A 16,494-nucleotide genomic window follows, 5' to 3' on the forward strand; every position below is an offset into this window, starting at 1 on the left:
CTGTGCCCACGGTGTGCCCACGGGGTGCCCACAGATGCCGACGGGGGCTCATGGGTGTTCATGGGAACGGCCGGTCGACCATGTGGTCGACCGGCCGTTTCGTCATTCCGGGAACCGGATCGCTAGGCCCTGCCCCGGGGCCTCACGCCGCCGGTGGTGGGGGTTCGTCAGCCGTTGTTCCAGGTGGCGCCGGAGCCGGTGAACGAGCCGGTCACGCCCTCGTCGTCGGACCAGATCCAGAAGTTGGCGTGTGAGACGCCGTCGGAGCTGACGGAGGATTCGTTGGCCCCGACGCCGGCGCCGTGCTGGTTGGCGGTGAAGAAGCCCTGGCCCCAGGCCGCGTCCAGGCCCTCGGTGGCCGAGGCCAGGCCGGCGCAGCCGATCACGAGCGGGACGGTGAGGGCGCTGACGGCCAGGACACGCTTGAGAGCACGCATGATGGTTTCCTCCGAGGATTACGAGGTATCAGTCGGCAGCGCCGGTCGGCCCTGCCAGAACAAGACAGCCACGGGCCGCGACCCCTCGCAATCGACGCCGCCATCCGAACAGACCTAACGGACCGTCAGGCTCGCCGTCCTGACCTGCGGAAATGGCCGATCGGGTGATCATATGACGAGGTCGTTCGGGCGGAGCAGGCGCAGCGCGGAGACGGCCGGTTCGCCGTCCATGTCCGCCGCGCGAACGTCAGGGGTCCAGGGGGCCGGGTTCCACTCCGGGCGGGCCCATGGGAACGGCCGGTCGACCATGTGGTCGACCGGCCGTTTCGTCGTTCCGAGATCCGGTTCAGCGGCGGCCCTGTCCCGGGGCCCCGTACGTCCGGTGGTGGTGCGGGGTTCGTCAGCCGTTCTGCCAGGTGGCGCCGGAACCGGTGAACGAACCGGAGACGCCGGTGTCGTCGGACCAGATCCAGAAGTCGGCGTGCGAGACACCGTCAGGGCTGACGGAGGATTCGCTGCCCGCGACGCCGGCACCGTTCTGGTTGGCGATGAATTGGCCGCTGCCCCAGCTCGCGTCCAGCCCCTCCTGGGCCGAGGCCAGGCCGGCGGCGCCGATCACGAGCGGGACGGTGAGGGCGCTGACGGCCAGGACACGCTTGAGAGCACGCATGGTGGTTTCCTCCGAGGAGTACGAGGTGTTCAGTCGGCAGTGCCGGTTGGCCCTGCTGGGACCAGGCAGCCATGGGCCGGGACCCCTCGCAATCGACGCCGCCATCCGAACAGGCCTGACGGGCCGCCAGGCGCGCCGTCCTGACCTGCGGAAATGGCCGATCGGGTGATCGCCTCGCGAGGTCGTTCGGGCGGAGCAGGCGCCGGCCGTTCCCCGGCGGCGGCCTCACGCTCCCGGGCGGCGGCCTCACGCTCCCGGGCGGCCGAGGGCGACGTCCGCGTCCCGGCCGCCCCACCCGTCCGGGCGGTGCCAGATGACGTGGACGCCGAAGACGTCGCGGACGGTGTCGGCCGACCAGTCCTCGCCGGGCGCCTCGGCGAGCACCAGGTAGAGACCGGCGGCCGGCTCGGGAAGGGTGTGGTTGATCTCCAGCAGCCGGGTCGCGCCCGAGCGGAGCTCCGCGTACGAGGAGCAGCCGGCGCCGAGGGTCTCGTAGAGGAACAGGCCGCGCCCGGTGACGCAGCTGACGTCGACCGTCGGTGAACTGGTCGGCTGGAGGTCGGCGAAGAGCAGGGCCGACATCAGCGCGAGCCGGACCGCCTCGTGCTTCTTGCACCCGCGGTCGGCCGCGGCGGCCGCCTCCAGCGCGCGCAGGAAGCCCTCCTTCGTGGCCGGGGCGGGTGCGGCGGGGGTGCTGACCGCGGAGACCATCGGGGTGTCGTCCTCCTGCTCGGGCTGCCGCGGGGCGGCGGGTGACGTGTCGTCGGGGTGCGGGGCCGCCGTCTCGGCGGTGGCGGCTGAAGCCGTGGTGGCGGCCGCGGTGGGCGCGGCCGCGGTGGTGGCGGGGGAAGCGGCGGCGAAGCGGGCTCGGAGCTGCTCGCGGGCTTCGGCCAGGGGCTCCTCCCAGCCCGACGCCGCGAGGTCCTCGCGGAGGCGGGCGGTGTCCAGGGTGCCCTCCTTCAGCGCGCGGTTGGCCGTCGCGGCGAGGTCGCGCAGAGCGCCCAGCGCGTCCTTGCCGGGGGAGCCGAGGAGGTGGAGCACGTCCACCCAGTCGGCCTGGTCCCGCCGCAGCACGCGGTTGGCCATGCCCTGCAGCTCGGAGAGGCGGACGCGGGCGTCGGGAACGTCGACTCCCCGCCCGACCAGCTCGCCGAGGACGTCCAGCGCCGGGACGTAGCGCCCCGCCATCCGCTCGGAGACCGCCGACCGGCCCCGCTGGTCGGCGGTGAGAACGGTCTGGCTGGTCTCGTTCGCGAACACCCAGCAGTCCAGCTTCTCGCCCAGCCGCGGCGGCACCGAGCCGTGCCGGACGGTGAGGACCAGGGGCCGGTCGAGGCCGGGCGTGAGGGACTTGACGCGGTAGCGGCCTCCGGGGGCGCGGCCCACGACCTCGACCCTGACGTCCGCCCCGATCCGGGGGAGGAGGCCCGCCGTCCGCTCCGGACCGGCCTTCTCCGGAAGGGAGTCGGGCGCGTCCGCTCCAGGGCTGTCCGCGGGGGCGGTGAGGGCCTCCGGCAGCGGGGCGGTGTGGAGGACGGTGAGGCTCTGGGTGCTGCGGGTCAGGGCCACGTACAGCTGCCGCAGCCCGGCGGGGCCGCGGTCGGCGATGGTGGCGGGCTCGATGACCAGGACGTGGTCGTACTCCATGCCCTTGGCCTGGGCGGCGGCCAGGACGGACACCGGGGTGCGGCCCGCGCTGCCCGCGCCGCCCGGCTCGCCGGTCGCCGCCTTGCCGGTCGCCGCCTCGCCTTGGCCGCCGTCCCCGTTGAGCCGGCGGTCGATCTCGTCGAGCCAGTTCGAGTCGTCGGGGACGATGACGGCCACCGAGCGGGGGGTGGTCCCGTCACTGGTGCCCACCAGCCGGGCCACCTGGGCGGCGGTGTCGTCGAGCAGCCGCCACGGGTCGGTCGCCACCGTCCGCACCGCGTCCGCGCCCGCCGCGCGGACGGCCTGCGGGTACGGCAGGGCTGGCGCGATCGCCCGGGCGAGCGGGGCGACGAACTCCATGATCTCGGCGGGCACGCGGTAACTGGTGTCGAGCCGGGCCACGTTCCAGTCGCCGTGGTCGGAGAGGATCGTGCCGAGCTGCTCCCACGTCGTCGGGATGTGGGGGCCCGTCGCCTGGGCGAGGTCGCCCAGGACGGTCATCGAGCCGTTGACGGCGCAGCGCCGGCGCAGGGTGCGGGCCTGCATGGGCGTCAGGTCCTGCGCCTCGTCGATCACGATGTGCCCGTACCGCCTCGGGGTCTCCCCGCTGATGAGCATCCGGAGCTCCTCGAGGCAGACCCGGTCGTCGAGGGTCCAGAGGTCGCCGTCGGCGGTGGCGGCGCGGGCCCGGAGCAGGGCCGCCTGCTCGTCCGCGTCGAGGATGCCGTCGGCGCAGGCGCTCAGGAGGTCGGGCGAGTCGTAGAGGGTGCGCAGGGCCTCCCGGGGGCCCGGCGACGGCCAGACGCGGTCCACGAGGCGCTCCACCCGCCGGTTGCGCTCCAGGTCGCGGCGGACCGAGTCGGCCTGCCGGCGGCGCGGCGCGACGTCCGCGAGCTCCTTGAGCAGGCGGTCCACGAGCAGGCCCCGGAAGCGGTCGCGGCGCTCCCGGTACGGGCCGTCGCCGGCGTGGGCCCGGGCGAGGAGGGCGAGCACCTCGGACCGCGGCACGCGCAGGGTCGTGCTGCCCGCGGACACGACGACCGTGGGCTCGTCCCCCTCGAAGGAGGGGGCCTCGGTGAGGTCGTCGAGCGCCTCGGGACGGAACTCGTCCTCGACGCGCCGCCGCAGGACGGCCGCCATCCGTTCGTCCGACTTCACCAGCCGGGCCTGCGGGGAGTCCGTGCCGAGCACCTCGCCCTCCCACAGGCGGGTCAGCTGGACGGCGTTGACGTCCCTGGTCCCGAGGGTGGGCAGGACCTGGCCGACGTAGTCGAGGAACCGCTGGTGGGGGCCGATGACGAGGATGTCCTGGGCCTTGAAGTGACCGTTGTCGACCAGCCACGTCACCCGGTGGAGGCCGACGGCGGACTTGCCCGTGCCGGGGCCGCCCTGCACGACCAGGATGTCCGAGGGGGCGCCGGTGACCAGGGCCATCTGGTCGCGCCGGATGGTCTCGACGATGTCCCGCATCCGGCCGTTGCGGGAGCGCTGGAGCTCGCGCAGCAGGAAGTCGTCCGGCTCCTTCGGCGCCGGGCGGTGGTCGCGGTGCTCGCGGTGGTCGAGGTGCTCGATGTCGTCGGGGCGCTCGGTGGCCTGCCGGGGGATCGGGTGGGGCGTCGGACGGGGGGTCGGTCGAGGTCGGGGGCGAGCGGGCTCGGGGGTCTCCGCGGGGGTCTCCGCGGGGGTCGCGTCGGGGGTCGCGCGGGAGGCCGGCGGCGTGGTCAACGGCCCGGCCGGTGAGGCGATGTCGTCGAAGTAGTCCTCGACGACGTCCCGCACGCAACGCAACTGGCGCCGCAGAGTGACGTCACCCGGATCCTCGGGAAGGGCCTCCAGCCAGCGCTTCGCCAGCGGACTCGTCCAGCGCACGACCACCGGCTCGTACTTGTCGTCCTGAACGAGCCGGCGCCCGATGTACCACGGGCGGAGGTCCCCGCCGGCGTCCTCCGGGGCGTCGACCCGGGCGAAGACCAGGGCCTCGTCGTTGAGCCCGCCGTACGCCGCGGCCCGGGCCTCCGCCGCCACCCGGTTGGCGATCCCGTCCTTGCCACTCGCCGACGCCTCGGCCGTCGACGTTCCGCTCAGCTCACCGAGCCGTGCGGCGTAGCAGCGGTACGCGTGGTCCACCGCGTCCTGTTCGACAGCCAGGACCTGGTCCCGAGTGGTCGTGCCCATGTGCTTCCTCCCTGCGGTGCCGCGGGGCACCGCCCCGGACCCGCGTCCGTGCGCGCGCAGAAAGACTTATCAGAGAACGGACGGTGACGGACAGCCAGAACTGGCGTTCCCCGACGAGGGGTTCGGGGAGCCGGCCGGGTCGGGAGGGGCCCCTCCCGGGCGGAGCGCGGAGGCCGGAGCCCCGGTCGCGCCGTCCTCCCTCGATCGGGGGAGGGCCGGGCCGCGACGGCCGGTGATACTGACGGACATGATCAAGAAACTGCGGCCGCTGCTGCGCCGGTCGACGTATACGGGTGTGCTGTTCGCGGTGGCCGGGGCCCTGGCGGGGCTGCCGGTGGCGATGCTCGCGCTCGCGCTGACACTGGGCGTGGACGGCCGGCCGGAAGCCGCCTGGGTGGGGCTGCCGGTGTGGGTCGTGCTGCTCGGACTGGCCGGGCTGCCCCGGGTGGTGCGCCGGGTGCTGGCGGCGGCGGCGCGGCGGTTGCTGGGCGTCGCGGTGCCCGCCCCGGTGAAGGGCGCCGCGGCAGGGGACCGGTGGCGGACGCCGGTGTTCGTGGTGGTGCACGTGGCGCTGGGGTGGACGGTGCTGATCGCCGGCAGCACGCTCGTCGTGATGGGCCTCACGCTACCGGCGCAGTGGGCGGACGCCGAGGCCCGGGTGAGCCTCTTCGGCTGGGGCACCGAGGTGACGGGCGTCTGGGCCTGGGTCGTCGGGGCGCTCAGCCTGCTCCTCGCGGCGCTGCTGTTCGCGGGAGTGTCGACGGCGCTGCGCCGACTGGCACCGCGACTGCTCGGGCCCTCGCCCGCCGAACAGCTCGCGATGGCCGCCGAGCGCGAGCGGCTGCTGGCCGAACGCAACCGGCTGGCCCACGAGTTGCACGACTCCATCGGACACACCCTGACCGCCGCCACCATCCAGGCGGCCGTCGCGGGCGAGGTCCTCGCCGACGACCCGGTGGCGGCGCGGGCCGCCATGCGCAGCATCGAGGAGTCCACCCGGGCCGCGCTCGAGGACCTCGACTACGTGCTGGGCGTGCTGCGCGACGAGCAGTCCGGCACCGCGCCCACCCGCACCCTTACCGACCTGCCCGAACTGCTCGACCGGCTGCGCCACGCGGGCGCGGTCGTGGTGCCGCGGACCACGGGGGACCTGGCGCTCGTCCAAGGCACGCTCTCCCGGGCCGCGTACCGGATCGTCCAGGAGGGGCTGACGAACGCGCTGCGGCACGGCGCGGGCGGGCCGATCGAGCTGCGGGTGGCGGCGGGGCCGGAGGAACTGGAGCTGAGCGTGGTCAACGCGGTGGGCGGCGGTGAGGGAAGCGGCCAGGGCGGGCCGGGGGCGAGCGGCTTCCCGACCTCCGGGCACGGCCTGCCCGGACTGGCCGAGCGGGTGCGGCTGCTGCACGGCGAGTTCGAGGCCGGGCCGTACGGCGAGCGGCAGTGGCGACTGGCCGTCCGGCTGCCGATGCGGTGGTCGGCGTGAGCGGCGTGAGCGGCGTGAGCGGCGTGAGCGGCGGGGACGAGCGGGGAGCGTCGGGCGCCGACGGGAGCGGCGGGGACCTCGCCCCGCGCACGGCCGACGTCGCCCTCCTGATCGCCGACGACGACCCCGTCACCCGCAGCGGTCTGGGCACCCTGCTCGGCGCCCAGCCCGGCATCACCGTCGTCGGGCGGGCCGCCGACGGCGTCGAGGCGGTCGAGCAGGCCCGGCTGCTGCGGCCGGACGTGGTGCTGATGGACGTACGGATGCCGCGCCGCAACGGCATCGAGGCCACCCGCGAACTCCTGAGGGAGGACGGGCCGCCCGGGGAGCACGCCGACCCGCCCAAGGTCGTGGTGATCACCACCTTCGAGAACGACGGCTACGTCACCGCCGCGCTCAGCGCCGGCGCCAGCGGCTTCGTGCTCAAGCGGCGGCCCATCCCGCAGATCGCCGAGGCCGTCCGGGTGGTGGCGGCCGGGGAGGCCGTGCTGTTCCCCGCCGCGCTGCGCCGGATGGTCGCGGCCCGGCCGCTCGACTCGGCCGAGGCACTGCCCCGGGCCGCGCTGACCGGGCGGGAGGAAGGGGTGCTGCGGCTGATGGCGACCGGGCTGTCCAACCCGGAGATCGCGCAGACGCTCGCGGTCAGCCAGGAGACGGTCAAGACGCACGTGGGGAACGTGCTGAGCAAGCTCGGCGCGCAGAACCGGACGCATGCGGTGGTCATCGCGTACGAGAGCGGGCTGGTGGTGCCGGGGCTGCCGGGGGCGTAGACGGGGCGTGGGCGGGGAGGCGGCTGGGGGCGGCCTTTGCCACCGGGGGGCCTGCCTGGGGGTTCCTGCCTGGGGGCCTGCCTGGCGGTTCCCGTCAGGCGGGAACCGCCAGGCCGGGGCCGCTACGGCCGGGGGTCGACCGGGGTGAGGGTGCCGAGGCGGTCCTCGACGGCCTGGGCGGCGGCCAGGCACAGGTCCTCCCGGAAGGCGCGGCCGATGAGCTGGACGCCGGTCGGCAGGCCGTCCGCGGCGAGGCCGGTGGGGACGGCGACGGCCGGGACGCCGACGAAGCTGGTCACCGAGCAGAGCCGCATGGCCGAGGCGACCCGGTCGCGGCCCGCCTGGTCACGGGACTCCAGCCCGGGCTCGACCGGCGGCTCGGTGAACACCGGGCCCAGCACCAGCGGGTACTCGTGCAGGAACTCCGTCCAGGAGCGGCGGATGCCCGCCCAGGTGCTCATCAGCCGGATCAGGCCGGCGGCGTCCGCGGGCGGGGCGCTGCGCATCGTCAGGTCGATGTAGCGCTCGCCGCCCGCGCCGAGCAGCTGCCGGACGACGGGCCAGCTCGGCGCGAACTCGGTGACGGCGAGGCGGTGGTAGGCGTCGAGCGCCTCCTCCATCCGCGGGACGTCGGGGACCTCCCGGACGTCGTACCCGGCATCGCGCAGCGCGTCGGCGGCGGTCTCGACGGCGCGGCGGACGGTGGGATGGACGCCCCGGCCGCCGTGACCACCGTGGCCGCCCGGGTCGGCGACGACGGCGACCCTGACCGGGGCGCCGAGCGGCTCCCCGTACAGCGGGACGGGCACGGCGCGCGGGTCGCGCGGGTCGGTGCCCGCCAGCGTCTCGTAGGCGAGCCGCAGGTCGGCGACGGTACGGGCCAACGGGCCGTCGGTGACCAGGACCAGGGAGGCCGGGCCGGGGTCGTCCGGGCCGATCAGGCGCTGGTCGGCGGGGAACCGGCCGGTGGTCGGCTTCAGGGCGGCGACCCCGCAGAAGGAGGCGGGGATGCGGACCGAGCCGCCGGAGTCGTTGCCGAGCCCGAGCGGCGCCATGCCGGCGGCGACGGCCACGCCGTCCCCGCCGCTGGTGCCGCCGGGGGTGCGGCGCGCGTCCCACGGGTTGCGGGTGTCGCCGTACAGCTCGCTGCGGGTGTGCATCCCGGCGAGGACCAGCGTCGGCAGGTTGCTGTGGCCGATCGGGATCGCCCCGGCCGCGCGCAGCCGGGCCACCGGGACGGCGTCGGCGGCGGCCACGTGGTCGCGGAAGCGCGGGGTGCCGAAGGTGTTCGGGACCCCGGCGATCGGGGTGCTCTCCTTCACGGTGAACGGCACGCCCGCGAGCGGGCCGAGCTCCTCACCCGCGGCCCGGCGGCGGTCGGTGTCCCGGGCGGCGGCGCGGGCACCGTCGGCGAGGAGCTGGGTGACGGCGTTCAGGTGCGGGTTGACCTCGGCGATCCGGTCCAGGTGGCTGTCCACCACGTCCAGGGCCGACACCTCGCCCTTGCGCACGGCGGCGGCGAGTTCGGTGGCGGGCTTGCTCCACAGGGTCATGGCGGGCTCCTGGGCTCTCCTCGGCCTGGTTCCGATGCGGTCGCATCGGAACGGGATCACCCTAGCCCGGGAACCGATACGCTTGCATCGAATAAATCGGGGACCAGGGGAGCCGAAGGAACCGAGGGACCCGAAGGACCCGAAGGACCCGAAGGACCCGAAGGACCCGAAGGACCCGAAGGAAGCGCGGAGGGAGACCGGGATGCCCAAGCAGGTGGACCACGAGGGCCGGCGCCGGCGGATCGCCGAGGCCGTCTGCCTGCTGGTGGACGAGCACGGGCTGGAGGGCGTCACCCTGCGGGACGTCGCCACCCGGGCGGAGGTCTCCATGGGGGCCGTCCAGCGCTGCTTCCGCACCAAGGAGGAGATGCTCCTGTTCGCCCTCGCGGACGTCGGCGAGCGGGTCGCCGAGCGGGTGCGGAGCCGGCTCGTGGCCGGCCCGGCGCAGTCGGCGGCCGTCGAACTCGGCCTGGTGGCGGGCGAGGTGGCGCTGCTGCGCGAGGAGCACCGGGCCGAGGCCAGGATCTGGCTCGCCTTCGTCGCCGGGGCCGCCGTCAACCCGGCGCTGGCGGAGACCCTGCGGAGCAGCTACGCGGCGCTGGAGGAGCTGATGGTGCGGCTGGTCGCGGAGGCCGCCGGCGGGGAGGTCGTCGGCGGATCGGTGATCGGCGGGGAGGCCGCGGGCGGGGCCGTGGTGGCGCGCACCGAGGCCCGTACGCTGCTCGCCCTCGCCGACGGGCTCACCACGCACGTCCTGGTCGGGCACCGGACGGTCGCGGAGGCGGAGGAGGTCCTGCACGCGCACCTGGCCGGCCTCTGGGCGCGCTGCTGACCGGCCGCGGGGCCGTGCATCCGCCCCGATGCCGCCGTCCCACCGGGCCGCCCGCTGAGCCTTACCCGCTGTTGTCGCCCGCGTCACCGTGCGGTCCGTTCCGTCACCGTCCAGTCCGTGGATGGTCGGCGAAGGCGGCGGCCGGGTGGGGCAGGATCGGGCCCGACGTCGCCGGAGACACCTGTCGGACACTCGTGTTGGGAGAGCCTGCCGTGACTGCTGTGGAGATCCCGGGTTCCAAGTCCATCACCGCCCGGGCCCTGTTCCTGGCCGCCGCCGCCGAGGGCGTGACCACCCTGCGCCGCCCGCTGTCCTCGGACGACACCGAGGGCTTCGCGCAGGGGCTGGAGGCCCTCGGGTACCGGATCGGACGGGCGGCGCAGGCGTGGCAGGTGGAGGGCCGCCCGTCCGGTCCCGCCGTGCCGGACGCCGAGGTGTACTGCCGGGACGGCGCCACCACCGCGCGCTTCCTGCCCACCCTCGTCGCCGCCGGCCACGGCACCTACCGCTTCGACGCCTCCGCCCAGATGCGCCGCCGTCCGCTCGCCCCGCTCACCCGGGCGCTGCGCGAGCTGGGCGTGGACCTGCGGCACGAGGAGGCCGAGGGGCACCACCCGCTGACGGTCGTCGCCGACGGCGTCCGCGGCGGTGAACTCACCCTGGACGCCGGGCAGTCCTCGCAGTACCTGACGGCGCTGCTGCTGCTCGGCCCGCTCACCCGGGACGGCCTGCGGATCACCGTCACCCGGCTGGTCTCCGCCCCGTACATCGGCATCACCCTGGCGATGATGCGCGCCTTCGGAGTCGAGGTGGAGCGGGAGACGACCCCGGCGGGCGAGGTGTTCGAGGTGCCCGCCGGCGGCTACCGGGCCGCCGACCACCCGATCGAGCCGGACGCCTCCACCGCGAGCTACTTCTTCGCCGCGGCCGCCCTGGCCGGCCGCGCGGTCACCGTCCCCGGCCTCGGCCGGGACGCGCTCCAGGGCGACCTGCGGTTCGTGGACGTGCTGCGGCGGATGGGCGCCCGGGTGGACGTCGGCGACGACCGCACCACCGTGACCGGCGACGGCCCGCTCGGCGGGATCACCGTCAACATGCGGGACATCTCCGACACCATGCCCACGCTCGCGGCCATCGCCCCGTTCGCCACCGGCCCGGTGCGGATCGAGGACGTCCACAACACCCGGGTCAAGGAGTGCGACCGGCTCCAGGCCTGCGCCGACAACCTGCGCGCGATGGGCGTCACCGTGGCCACCGGGGACGACTGGATCGAGATCCGGCCCGGCACCCCGCGCCCGGCCCGGATCACCACCCACTCCGACCACCGGATCGTGATGTCCTTCGCCGTCACCTCGCTGCGCACGCCGGGCATCACCTTCGACGACCCGGACTGCGTGCGGAAGACCTTCCCGGGGTTCCACGAGGCCTTCGCGCGGCTGCGGGCGGGCTGGGGGCTCTGACGGCCCCCGCGCCCGCTGGCGAGGCCGGTCGCCGGCCCCCCGAATCCCTGTTGCCAGGCGGCGGGCCCGGCGGCGAGGATTCCGTTCGTGTCCGAGACGGTGTTCGAGACGGGGTCCGACGGGCCCGAGCTGCGGCCCTATCCGAAGATCCCCGCGCGCGGCCGCTCAGGCGGGCCCGGCAGCCGGGAGTGGACGGCGGCCGAGAAGGTGCACGGCGCGCACTTCGCGGTGGTCTGCGAGGGCGGCCCGGTGCGGGCCGCGAAGCGGCGTGAACTCCTGGACGACGAGGGGCTGGACGGCTTCTTCGGGGTGAGCCGGATCTGGCCCGGACTGTCCGTCGCGGCGGCCCGGTTCGCCGCCGCGGTGCGCGAACCCCTGGGCCCCGCCGCGGTGGTGACCATCTACGGTGAACTGGCCGGCGGCCGCTACCCGCACCCCGAGGTGCCCGCCGACCCCGGGGTCGACCCGGTCCAGACCGGCGTCTGGTACGCCCCCGGCCTGCGCTGGCTGCCGTTCGACGCCACCGTCGAGACGCCCGAAGGCCGCCGGTGGATCGCCGACCGCACCCTGCGCGCGGCCGCGCGGGCCGCCGGGCTCACCTGCGTGCCCCTGCTCGGGCACGGCCCCCTCAACACGCTGCACGACCTGCCGGTGCGCTACCCCACCCGGGTGCCCGCGCTGTTCGGCCTGCCCGACCTGCCGGACAACCTCGCCGAGGGGTACGTCCTCAAACCCGCCGGCGAGTGGCACGAGTCCGGCCCGGCCCGTCCGCTGGTGAAGGTCAAGCAGCGGGCCTTCGCCGAGGACGACCGCTACGACGGCGCCCGCCCGTACCTCCCGCCGCCCCAGGGCGCGGCCGGCGTCCCGGCCTGGCTCCTCGTCCAGGCCTCCGCCCTGCTCACCCCCACCCGGGCCGCGGCCGCCGTCAGCAAACTGGGCCCCCGCACCCCGCCGGAGGCGGTGGCGGCCGAGATCACGGCGGACGTGGCCGAGGAACTCGCCGAAGCCGTGGGCGGGTTGGAGCCCGCCGCGATGGCCGCCCTGCGCCGGGCCCTGGAACCCGGGGCGCGGGCCCTGGCGTCCTTCGACGCCGAGGACCGGCGGGGCGCCTGAGCGGGCAGCCGGGCGGGGCCGAGGGCGGCTTCGGTTCGTGTCCGGGAGGCTTCCGTGCGCCGGGGGAGGGGCCCATCATGGGCTCCCGGTCCCGGCAGTACCGCCCCGACACCGTTCCGGGGCCGTCCCCAGGAGGCAGAAGAGATGACGATCCCACCCCCCGTTCGAATCCAGGCCGCCGTCGTCCGCGCCGCGTACGCCCTTCCGGAGGGCCTGCGGCGGGCCATCGCGGGCAAGCCGGTGGTGCGCGACGGGCAGACGCTCGCGCTGGACGCGCAGTTGATCCTCAAGCTCCAGCGGTTGTCCGGGACGGCCCTGGTGCTCCCGGGCGGGGTCGGGCCGTCCCGGGCCGGGATGGAGCACGCGCGGCACCTGGTGGGCGGGCCGCACGACCACGCGGTGGCCGCGCGGAGCGTCGGAATCCCGCAGGAGCACGGCGAGTTGGCCGCCACACTGTACACCCCGGACGGGCTGGCGGCGGGTTCCGGCCTGCTGGTCTTCCTGCACGGCGGGGGCTGGGTGGTCGGCAGCCGAGCCAGCCACGACCACGTCGCCCGCTTCCTCGCCCGGCGGGCGGGGGTGCGGGTGCTGTCGGTGGAGTACCGGCTGGCGCCCGAGCACGTGTTCCCGGCGGCGGCCGAGGACGCGCTGGCCGCGTTCGACCACGCGTACGCCAAGGCGGCCGACCTCGGCGCGGACCCGGAGCGGATCGCGGTCGGCGGGGACAGCGCGGGCGGCAACCTGGCGGCCGTCACCGCCCAGCAGGCCGTCCGGCGGGGCGGGCCCGCGCCGGCGTTCCAGCTGCTGCTCTACCCGGCGACCGACGCCTCGGTCAGGCGGCCCTCGCGCGGGCTCTTCGCCGACGGGTTCCTCCTGACCGACGAGGAGATGGACTGGTTCGCCGACCACTACGCGCCCGCGCCCGCCGACCGCACCGACCCGCGGCTGTCGCCGCTGCTCGCCGAGGACCTCACCGGCCTGCCGCCCGCGTACATCGGCACCGCGGGCTTCGACCCGCTGCGCGACGAGGGCGAGGCGTACGCGCGGGCGCTGGAGGAGGCCGGGGTCGCGGTGCGGCTGAGCCGGCAGCCGGACCTAATCCACGGGTACGTCAACTACCTCGGCGTCGGCCACCGCTTCCGGGAGGCGACGGCCGAGGCGGCGGAGGCGCTGCGGCAGGCGATCGGCGGATAGCGGACCGGATTCGTACCCGAAGGGCGGGGCCCCGTGGGAGGGGTCCCGCCCTTCGGTGTGCCGCGGGGATGTCAAGGGGGGCGCGTGCCGTACCTCCGCACGCCGGGTAGTTGACGCGCAAGGGGTTCTCGGCGAACGGCTCTTATTGTACTGTCCGTCTAATAAGCGGGTGAGCGGGAGCCCGCGGACACAGGCACCTGGAGGCAGCCATGGCTCTCACCTGGCAGACGGGGCACGGCCACACCAAGGCCGACGACGACGTCTCGAAGCGGCTGCTGGAGTCGGCCGCCACCCTCTCCTACGACCCCTCGACCGAGATCGACTGGGACGCCCCCCTCCCGGAGGACCACTTCGGCCTCAACCCGGAGTGGAGCACCCTCTACGGCACCCGGCTGTGGAACGAGATGACCGAGCACCAGCGGGTCACGCTCACCCGGCACGAGGTCTGCTCGATCATGAACACCGGCATCTGGTTCGAGATGATCCTCCAGCAGATGGTGCTGCGCGACCAGTACCTCAAGAACCCCGCCAGCGCCGAGTTCCAGTTCGCGCTCACCGAGATCGCCGACGAGTGCCGCCACTCGATCATGTTCGCCCGGGCCTGCGCCAAGATGGGCGTCCCCGCCTACCGCCCGCACAAGCTGATCGCCCAGGCCGGCCGCGCCTTCAAGGCGCTCGCCAAGGGCGAACTCGCCTACGGCGGCATCCTGGTGGCCGAAGAGGTGCTCGACGTCATGCAGCGCGACTGGATGCGCGGCGAGAACGTCCTGGAGATCGTCCGCGGCACCTCCCGGATCCACGTGGTCGAGGAGTCCCGGCACATGAAGTTCGCCCGGCAGGAGATCCGCGAGCGGATGCGCCACGCGAGCCCCGCCCGCCGGCGCGCCTCCGCCACCGGCATCGCCGTGGGCGCGTACGTCATCGTCACCAGCATGGTGCACCCCGGCGTCTACAAGGCCGCCGGGCTCGACGTGCAGCGGGCGCTCGCCGAGGTGCGGGCCAGCGAGCACCGCAAGGCGATGATGCGCACCAGCTCCCGGCACCTGATGGCCTTCCTCGCCGAGACCGGGCTGCTCACCAGCCGCTCGGCCGCCGTCTACCGCCGGATCCACATGCTCTGACGGGCCGCCGCGACGACGTCGGTCCGTGACGCCTGTCCGTGACGTCCGTCCGTGACGCCTGTCCGTGACGTCGGTCCGTGACGCCTGTCCGTGACGCCCGTCCGTGACGCCCTCCCCATCCCCCACGCGCAGCGAGGACCCCAGCCCGGCCATGGCCTACGCGATCACCCAGACCTGCTGCAACGACGCCTCGTGCGTGTCCGTCTGCCCGGTCAACTGCATCCACCCGACCCCGGACGAGCCCGAGTTCGGCACCACCGACATGCTGTACATCGACCCGCAGGCGTGCATCGACTGCGGCGCCTGCGCGGACGCCTGCCCCGTCGACGCGGTGTTCCCGGTCGACCGGCTGCGCGGGCCCGACACCGTGTTCGGCGACCTCAACCGCGACTGGTTCCGCGACCACCCCAGCGACCACGCCTGGGGCGCGCCCACCTTCCCGCGCAGCCTGCCGGACGAGCTCGGCGCGCTGCGGATCGCCGTCGTCGGCACCGGCCCGTCCGCCGGGTACACCGCGCAGGAGCTGCTGCGCAGCACCAGCGCCGAGATCACCATGATCGACCGGCTGCCCGTCACCGGCGGGCTGCTGCGCTACGGCGTCGCGCCCGACCACCAGTCCACCAAGCGGATCGCGGAGAGCTTCGCGAGCGTCTTCCGCGACCCCCGGCTGCGGATGCACCTCAACGTGGAGATCGGCACGGACGTCACCCACCAGGAGCTCGCCGCGCACCACCACGCGGTGGTGTACGCGGTCGGTGCGGCCGCCGACCGCCGGCTCGACGTCCCCGGCGAGGACCTGCCCGGCAGCCTGCCCGCGACCGCCTTCGTCCGCTGGTACAACGCCGAACCGACCGTGCCCGCCGACGCGGTGGAGCTGACGGCGGCCGAGCGGGTGGTGGTGGTCGGCAACGGCAACGTCGCGGTGGACATCGCCCGCGTCCTGCTCACCGACCCCGACCGGCTCGCCACCACCGACATCGCCGACCACGCCCTGGCCGCGCTGCGCCGCAGCCGGGTCCGGGAGGTCGTGCTGCTCGCCCGGCGCGGGCCGGAGCAGGCGGCGTGGACCAGGGCCGAGTTCCTGGCGCTGCGGCAGCTGCCGGGCGTCGAGGTGGTGGTGGAGGACCACCCGGAGGTGCGGGCGGCGATCGAGGCGGCGGGGGGCGGTTCGGACTCGGAGGGCGGTTCGGATTCGGGGACTGCTACGGGCTCGGGGGCTGGTACGGGCTCGCGGGCGGCGCTGCTGGCCGGGCTGCCGCTGGTCGCGTACGACGGGGCCGCGGAGCCCGGGCCGGGGCGGCGGATCGTGCTGCGGTTCCTGTCGGCGCCGGTCGAGCTCTCCGGGGACGGGCGGGTCGAGGCCCTGACCGTCGAGCGGACCACCCTGGCGGCGGACGGCCGGGTCGAGGGCACGGGGGAGCGGGACGTGCTCCGGGCCGGGCTGGTGGTGCGCTCCATCGGGCACCGGGGCGTACCGCTGCCCGGGCTGCCGTTCGACGAGCGGACCGGGACGGTCGCGCACCGGGACGGGCGGGTCGTCGACCCGGAGACCGGCCGGCCGCTGCCGGGGACGTACGTGGTGGGCTGGGCCAAGCGCGGGCCGTCCGGCGGGATCGGCGCCAACCGGGCCTGCGCGCGGGAGACCGTGGACGCGCTGCTGGACGACGCGGCGGCCCGGGCGCTGCCCGTCCCCGGGGCGGGGCGCAAGGACTTCGAACGGCTGGTGCGGCACCGGCGGCCCGACGCGGTGGGGCTGCGGGAGCTGCGGGCCGTGGAGCGCGCGGAACGCGAGCGGGGCGAGGCCGAGGGGCGGCCCCGGGTGAAGCTCGCCAGCGTGCCCGAGCTGCTGGCGGCGGGACGGCGGCGGTAGCGGGGAGGCCGCGGGAGCGGGGCGCCGGCGCGTAGCGGGGAGGCCGCGGGAGCGGGGAGGGCAGGACGTGCGCAGGAAGTCGGGTGGGCCGACTTCCAGCGCCCCCCGCCCCGCCCCCCCCGGGGGTGTCCGTGGGCGCGGCCGGGTGTGGTTGGCGGGTGCCCGCGCC

At 75.4% G+C, this 16,494-nt stretch carries 12 protein-coding genes; 8 read left to right on the forward strand and 4 right to left on the reverse strand.

Features of this window, described 5'->3' with window-relative positions; translation table 11 throughout:
• Positions 1–167: 167 nt before the first annotated feature.
• The 3 genes from ACFWP2_RS31530 to ACFWP2_RS31540 all read right to left on the reverse strand — a co-directional run bounded on the left by ACFWP2_RS31530 (position 168) and on the right by ACFWP2_RS31540 (position 4,929).
• Positions 168–437 carry a hypothetical protein gene (locus ACFWP2_RS31530; RefSeq protein ID WP_380457804.1) on the reverse strand — a complete coding sequence of 90 codons (270 nt, stop codon included), beginning with the start codon at positions 435–437 and terminating at the stop codon, positions 168–170.
• Positions 438–837: 400 nt separating this feature from the next.
• Positions 838–1,107, reverse strand: coding sequence for a hypothetical protein (locus tag ACFWP2_RS31535; protein ID WP_380457806.1), 270 nt, complete (start codon positions 1,105–1,107; stop codon positions 838–840).
• Positions 1,108–1,353: 246 nt separating this feature from the next.
• Entirely contained in the window at positions 1,354–4,929 is a 3,576-nt protein-coding gene (locus tag ACFWP2_RS31540; protein ID WP_380457808.1) for a HelD family protein, read from the reverse strand.
• Positions 4,930–5,176: 247 nt separating this feature from the next.
• On the opposite strand from ACFWP2_RS31540, the gene ACFWP2_RS31545 reads away from it, so the two are divergent.
• The gene (locus ACFWP2_RS31545; protein WP_380457810.1) at positions 5,177–6,412 is read left to right on the forward strand and encodes a sensor histidine kinase; all 1,236 of its coding nucleotides are present in this window, start codon (positions 5,177–5,179) and stop codon (positions 6,410–6,412) included.
• A gap of 107 nt (positions 6,413–6,519) precedes the next feature.
• Positions 6,520–7,182 (forward strand): response regulator, encoded by a 663-nt coding sequence (locus ACFWP2_RS31550; RefSeq protein ID WP_380457828.1) that lies wholly within the window; start codon positions 6,520–6,522, stop codon positions 7,180–7,182.
• A gap of 122 nt (positions 7,183–7,304) precedes the next feature.
• Here ACFWP2_RS31550 and ACFWP2_RS31555 read toward each other — a convergent pair whose 3' ends face one another.
• Complete coding sequence (locus ACFWP2_RS31555) at positions 7,305–8,735, reverse strand: amidase (RefSeq protein WP_380457812.1); 1,431 nt, start codon at positions 8,733–8,735, stop codon at positions 7,305–7,307.
• Between the two features lie 202 nt (positions 8,736–8,937).
• Between ACFWP2_RS31555 and ACFWP2_RS31560 the strand changes: the two genes are divergently transcribed.
• From ACFWP2_RS31560 to ACFWP2_RS31585, 6 genes are all read left to right on the forward strand, one after another.
• A complete protein-coding gene (locus ACFWP2_RS31560) occupies positions 8,938–9,567 on the forward strand; it encodes a TetR/AcrR family transcriptional regulator (RefSeq protein ID WP_380457814.1) in 630 nt (209 codons plus the stop codon).
• A 212-nt stretch (positions 9,568–9,779) separates the two neighbouring features.
• On the forward strand, positions 9,780–11,027 hold the full coding sequence (gene aroA / locus ACFWP2_RS31565) for a 3-phosphoshikimate 1-carboxyvinyltransferase (protein WP_380457816.1): 1,248 nt from the start codon (positions 9,780–9,782) through the stop codon (positions 11,025–11,027).
• 87 nt (positions 11,028–11,114) lie between these two features.
• Entirely contained in the window at positions 11,115–12,140 is a 1,026-nt protein-coding gene (locus ACFWP2_RS31570; RefSeq protein ID WP_380457818.1) for an RNA ligase family protein, read from the forward strand.
• A 144-nt stretch (positions 12,141–12,284) separates the two neighbouring features.
• Positions 12,285–13,334, forward strand: coding sequence for an alpha/beta hydrolase (locus ACFWP2_RS31575; RefSeq protein WP_380457820.1), 1,050 nt, complete (start codon positions 12,285–12,287; stop codon positions 13,332–13,334).
• Positions 13,335–13,543: 209 nt separating this feature from the next.
• Positions 13,544–14,455, forward strand: coding sequence for a diiron oxygenase (locus ACFWP2_RS31580; protein WP_380457822.1), 912 nt, complete (start codon positions 13,544–13,546; stop codon positions 14,453–14,455).
• A gap of 151 nt (positions 14,456–14,606) precedes the next feature.
• The gene (locus tag ACFWP2_RS31585) at positions 14,607–16,325 is read left to right on the forward strand and encodes an FAD-dependent oxidoreductase (RefSeq protein ID WP_380457824.1); all 1,719 of its coding nucleotides are present in this window, start codon (positions 14,607–14,609) and stop codon (positions 16,323–16,325) included.
• Positions 16,326–16,494 lie beyond the last annotated feature (169 nt).

The organism is Kitasatospora sp. NPDC058444 (genome assembly GCF_042721415.1).
In the GTDB taxonomy this organism is placed as follows: Bacteria; Actinomycetota; Actinomycetes; order Streptomycetales; family Streptomycetaceae; genus Kitasatospora.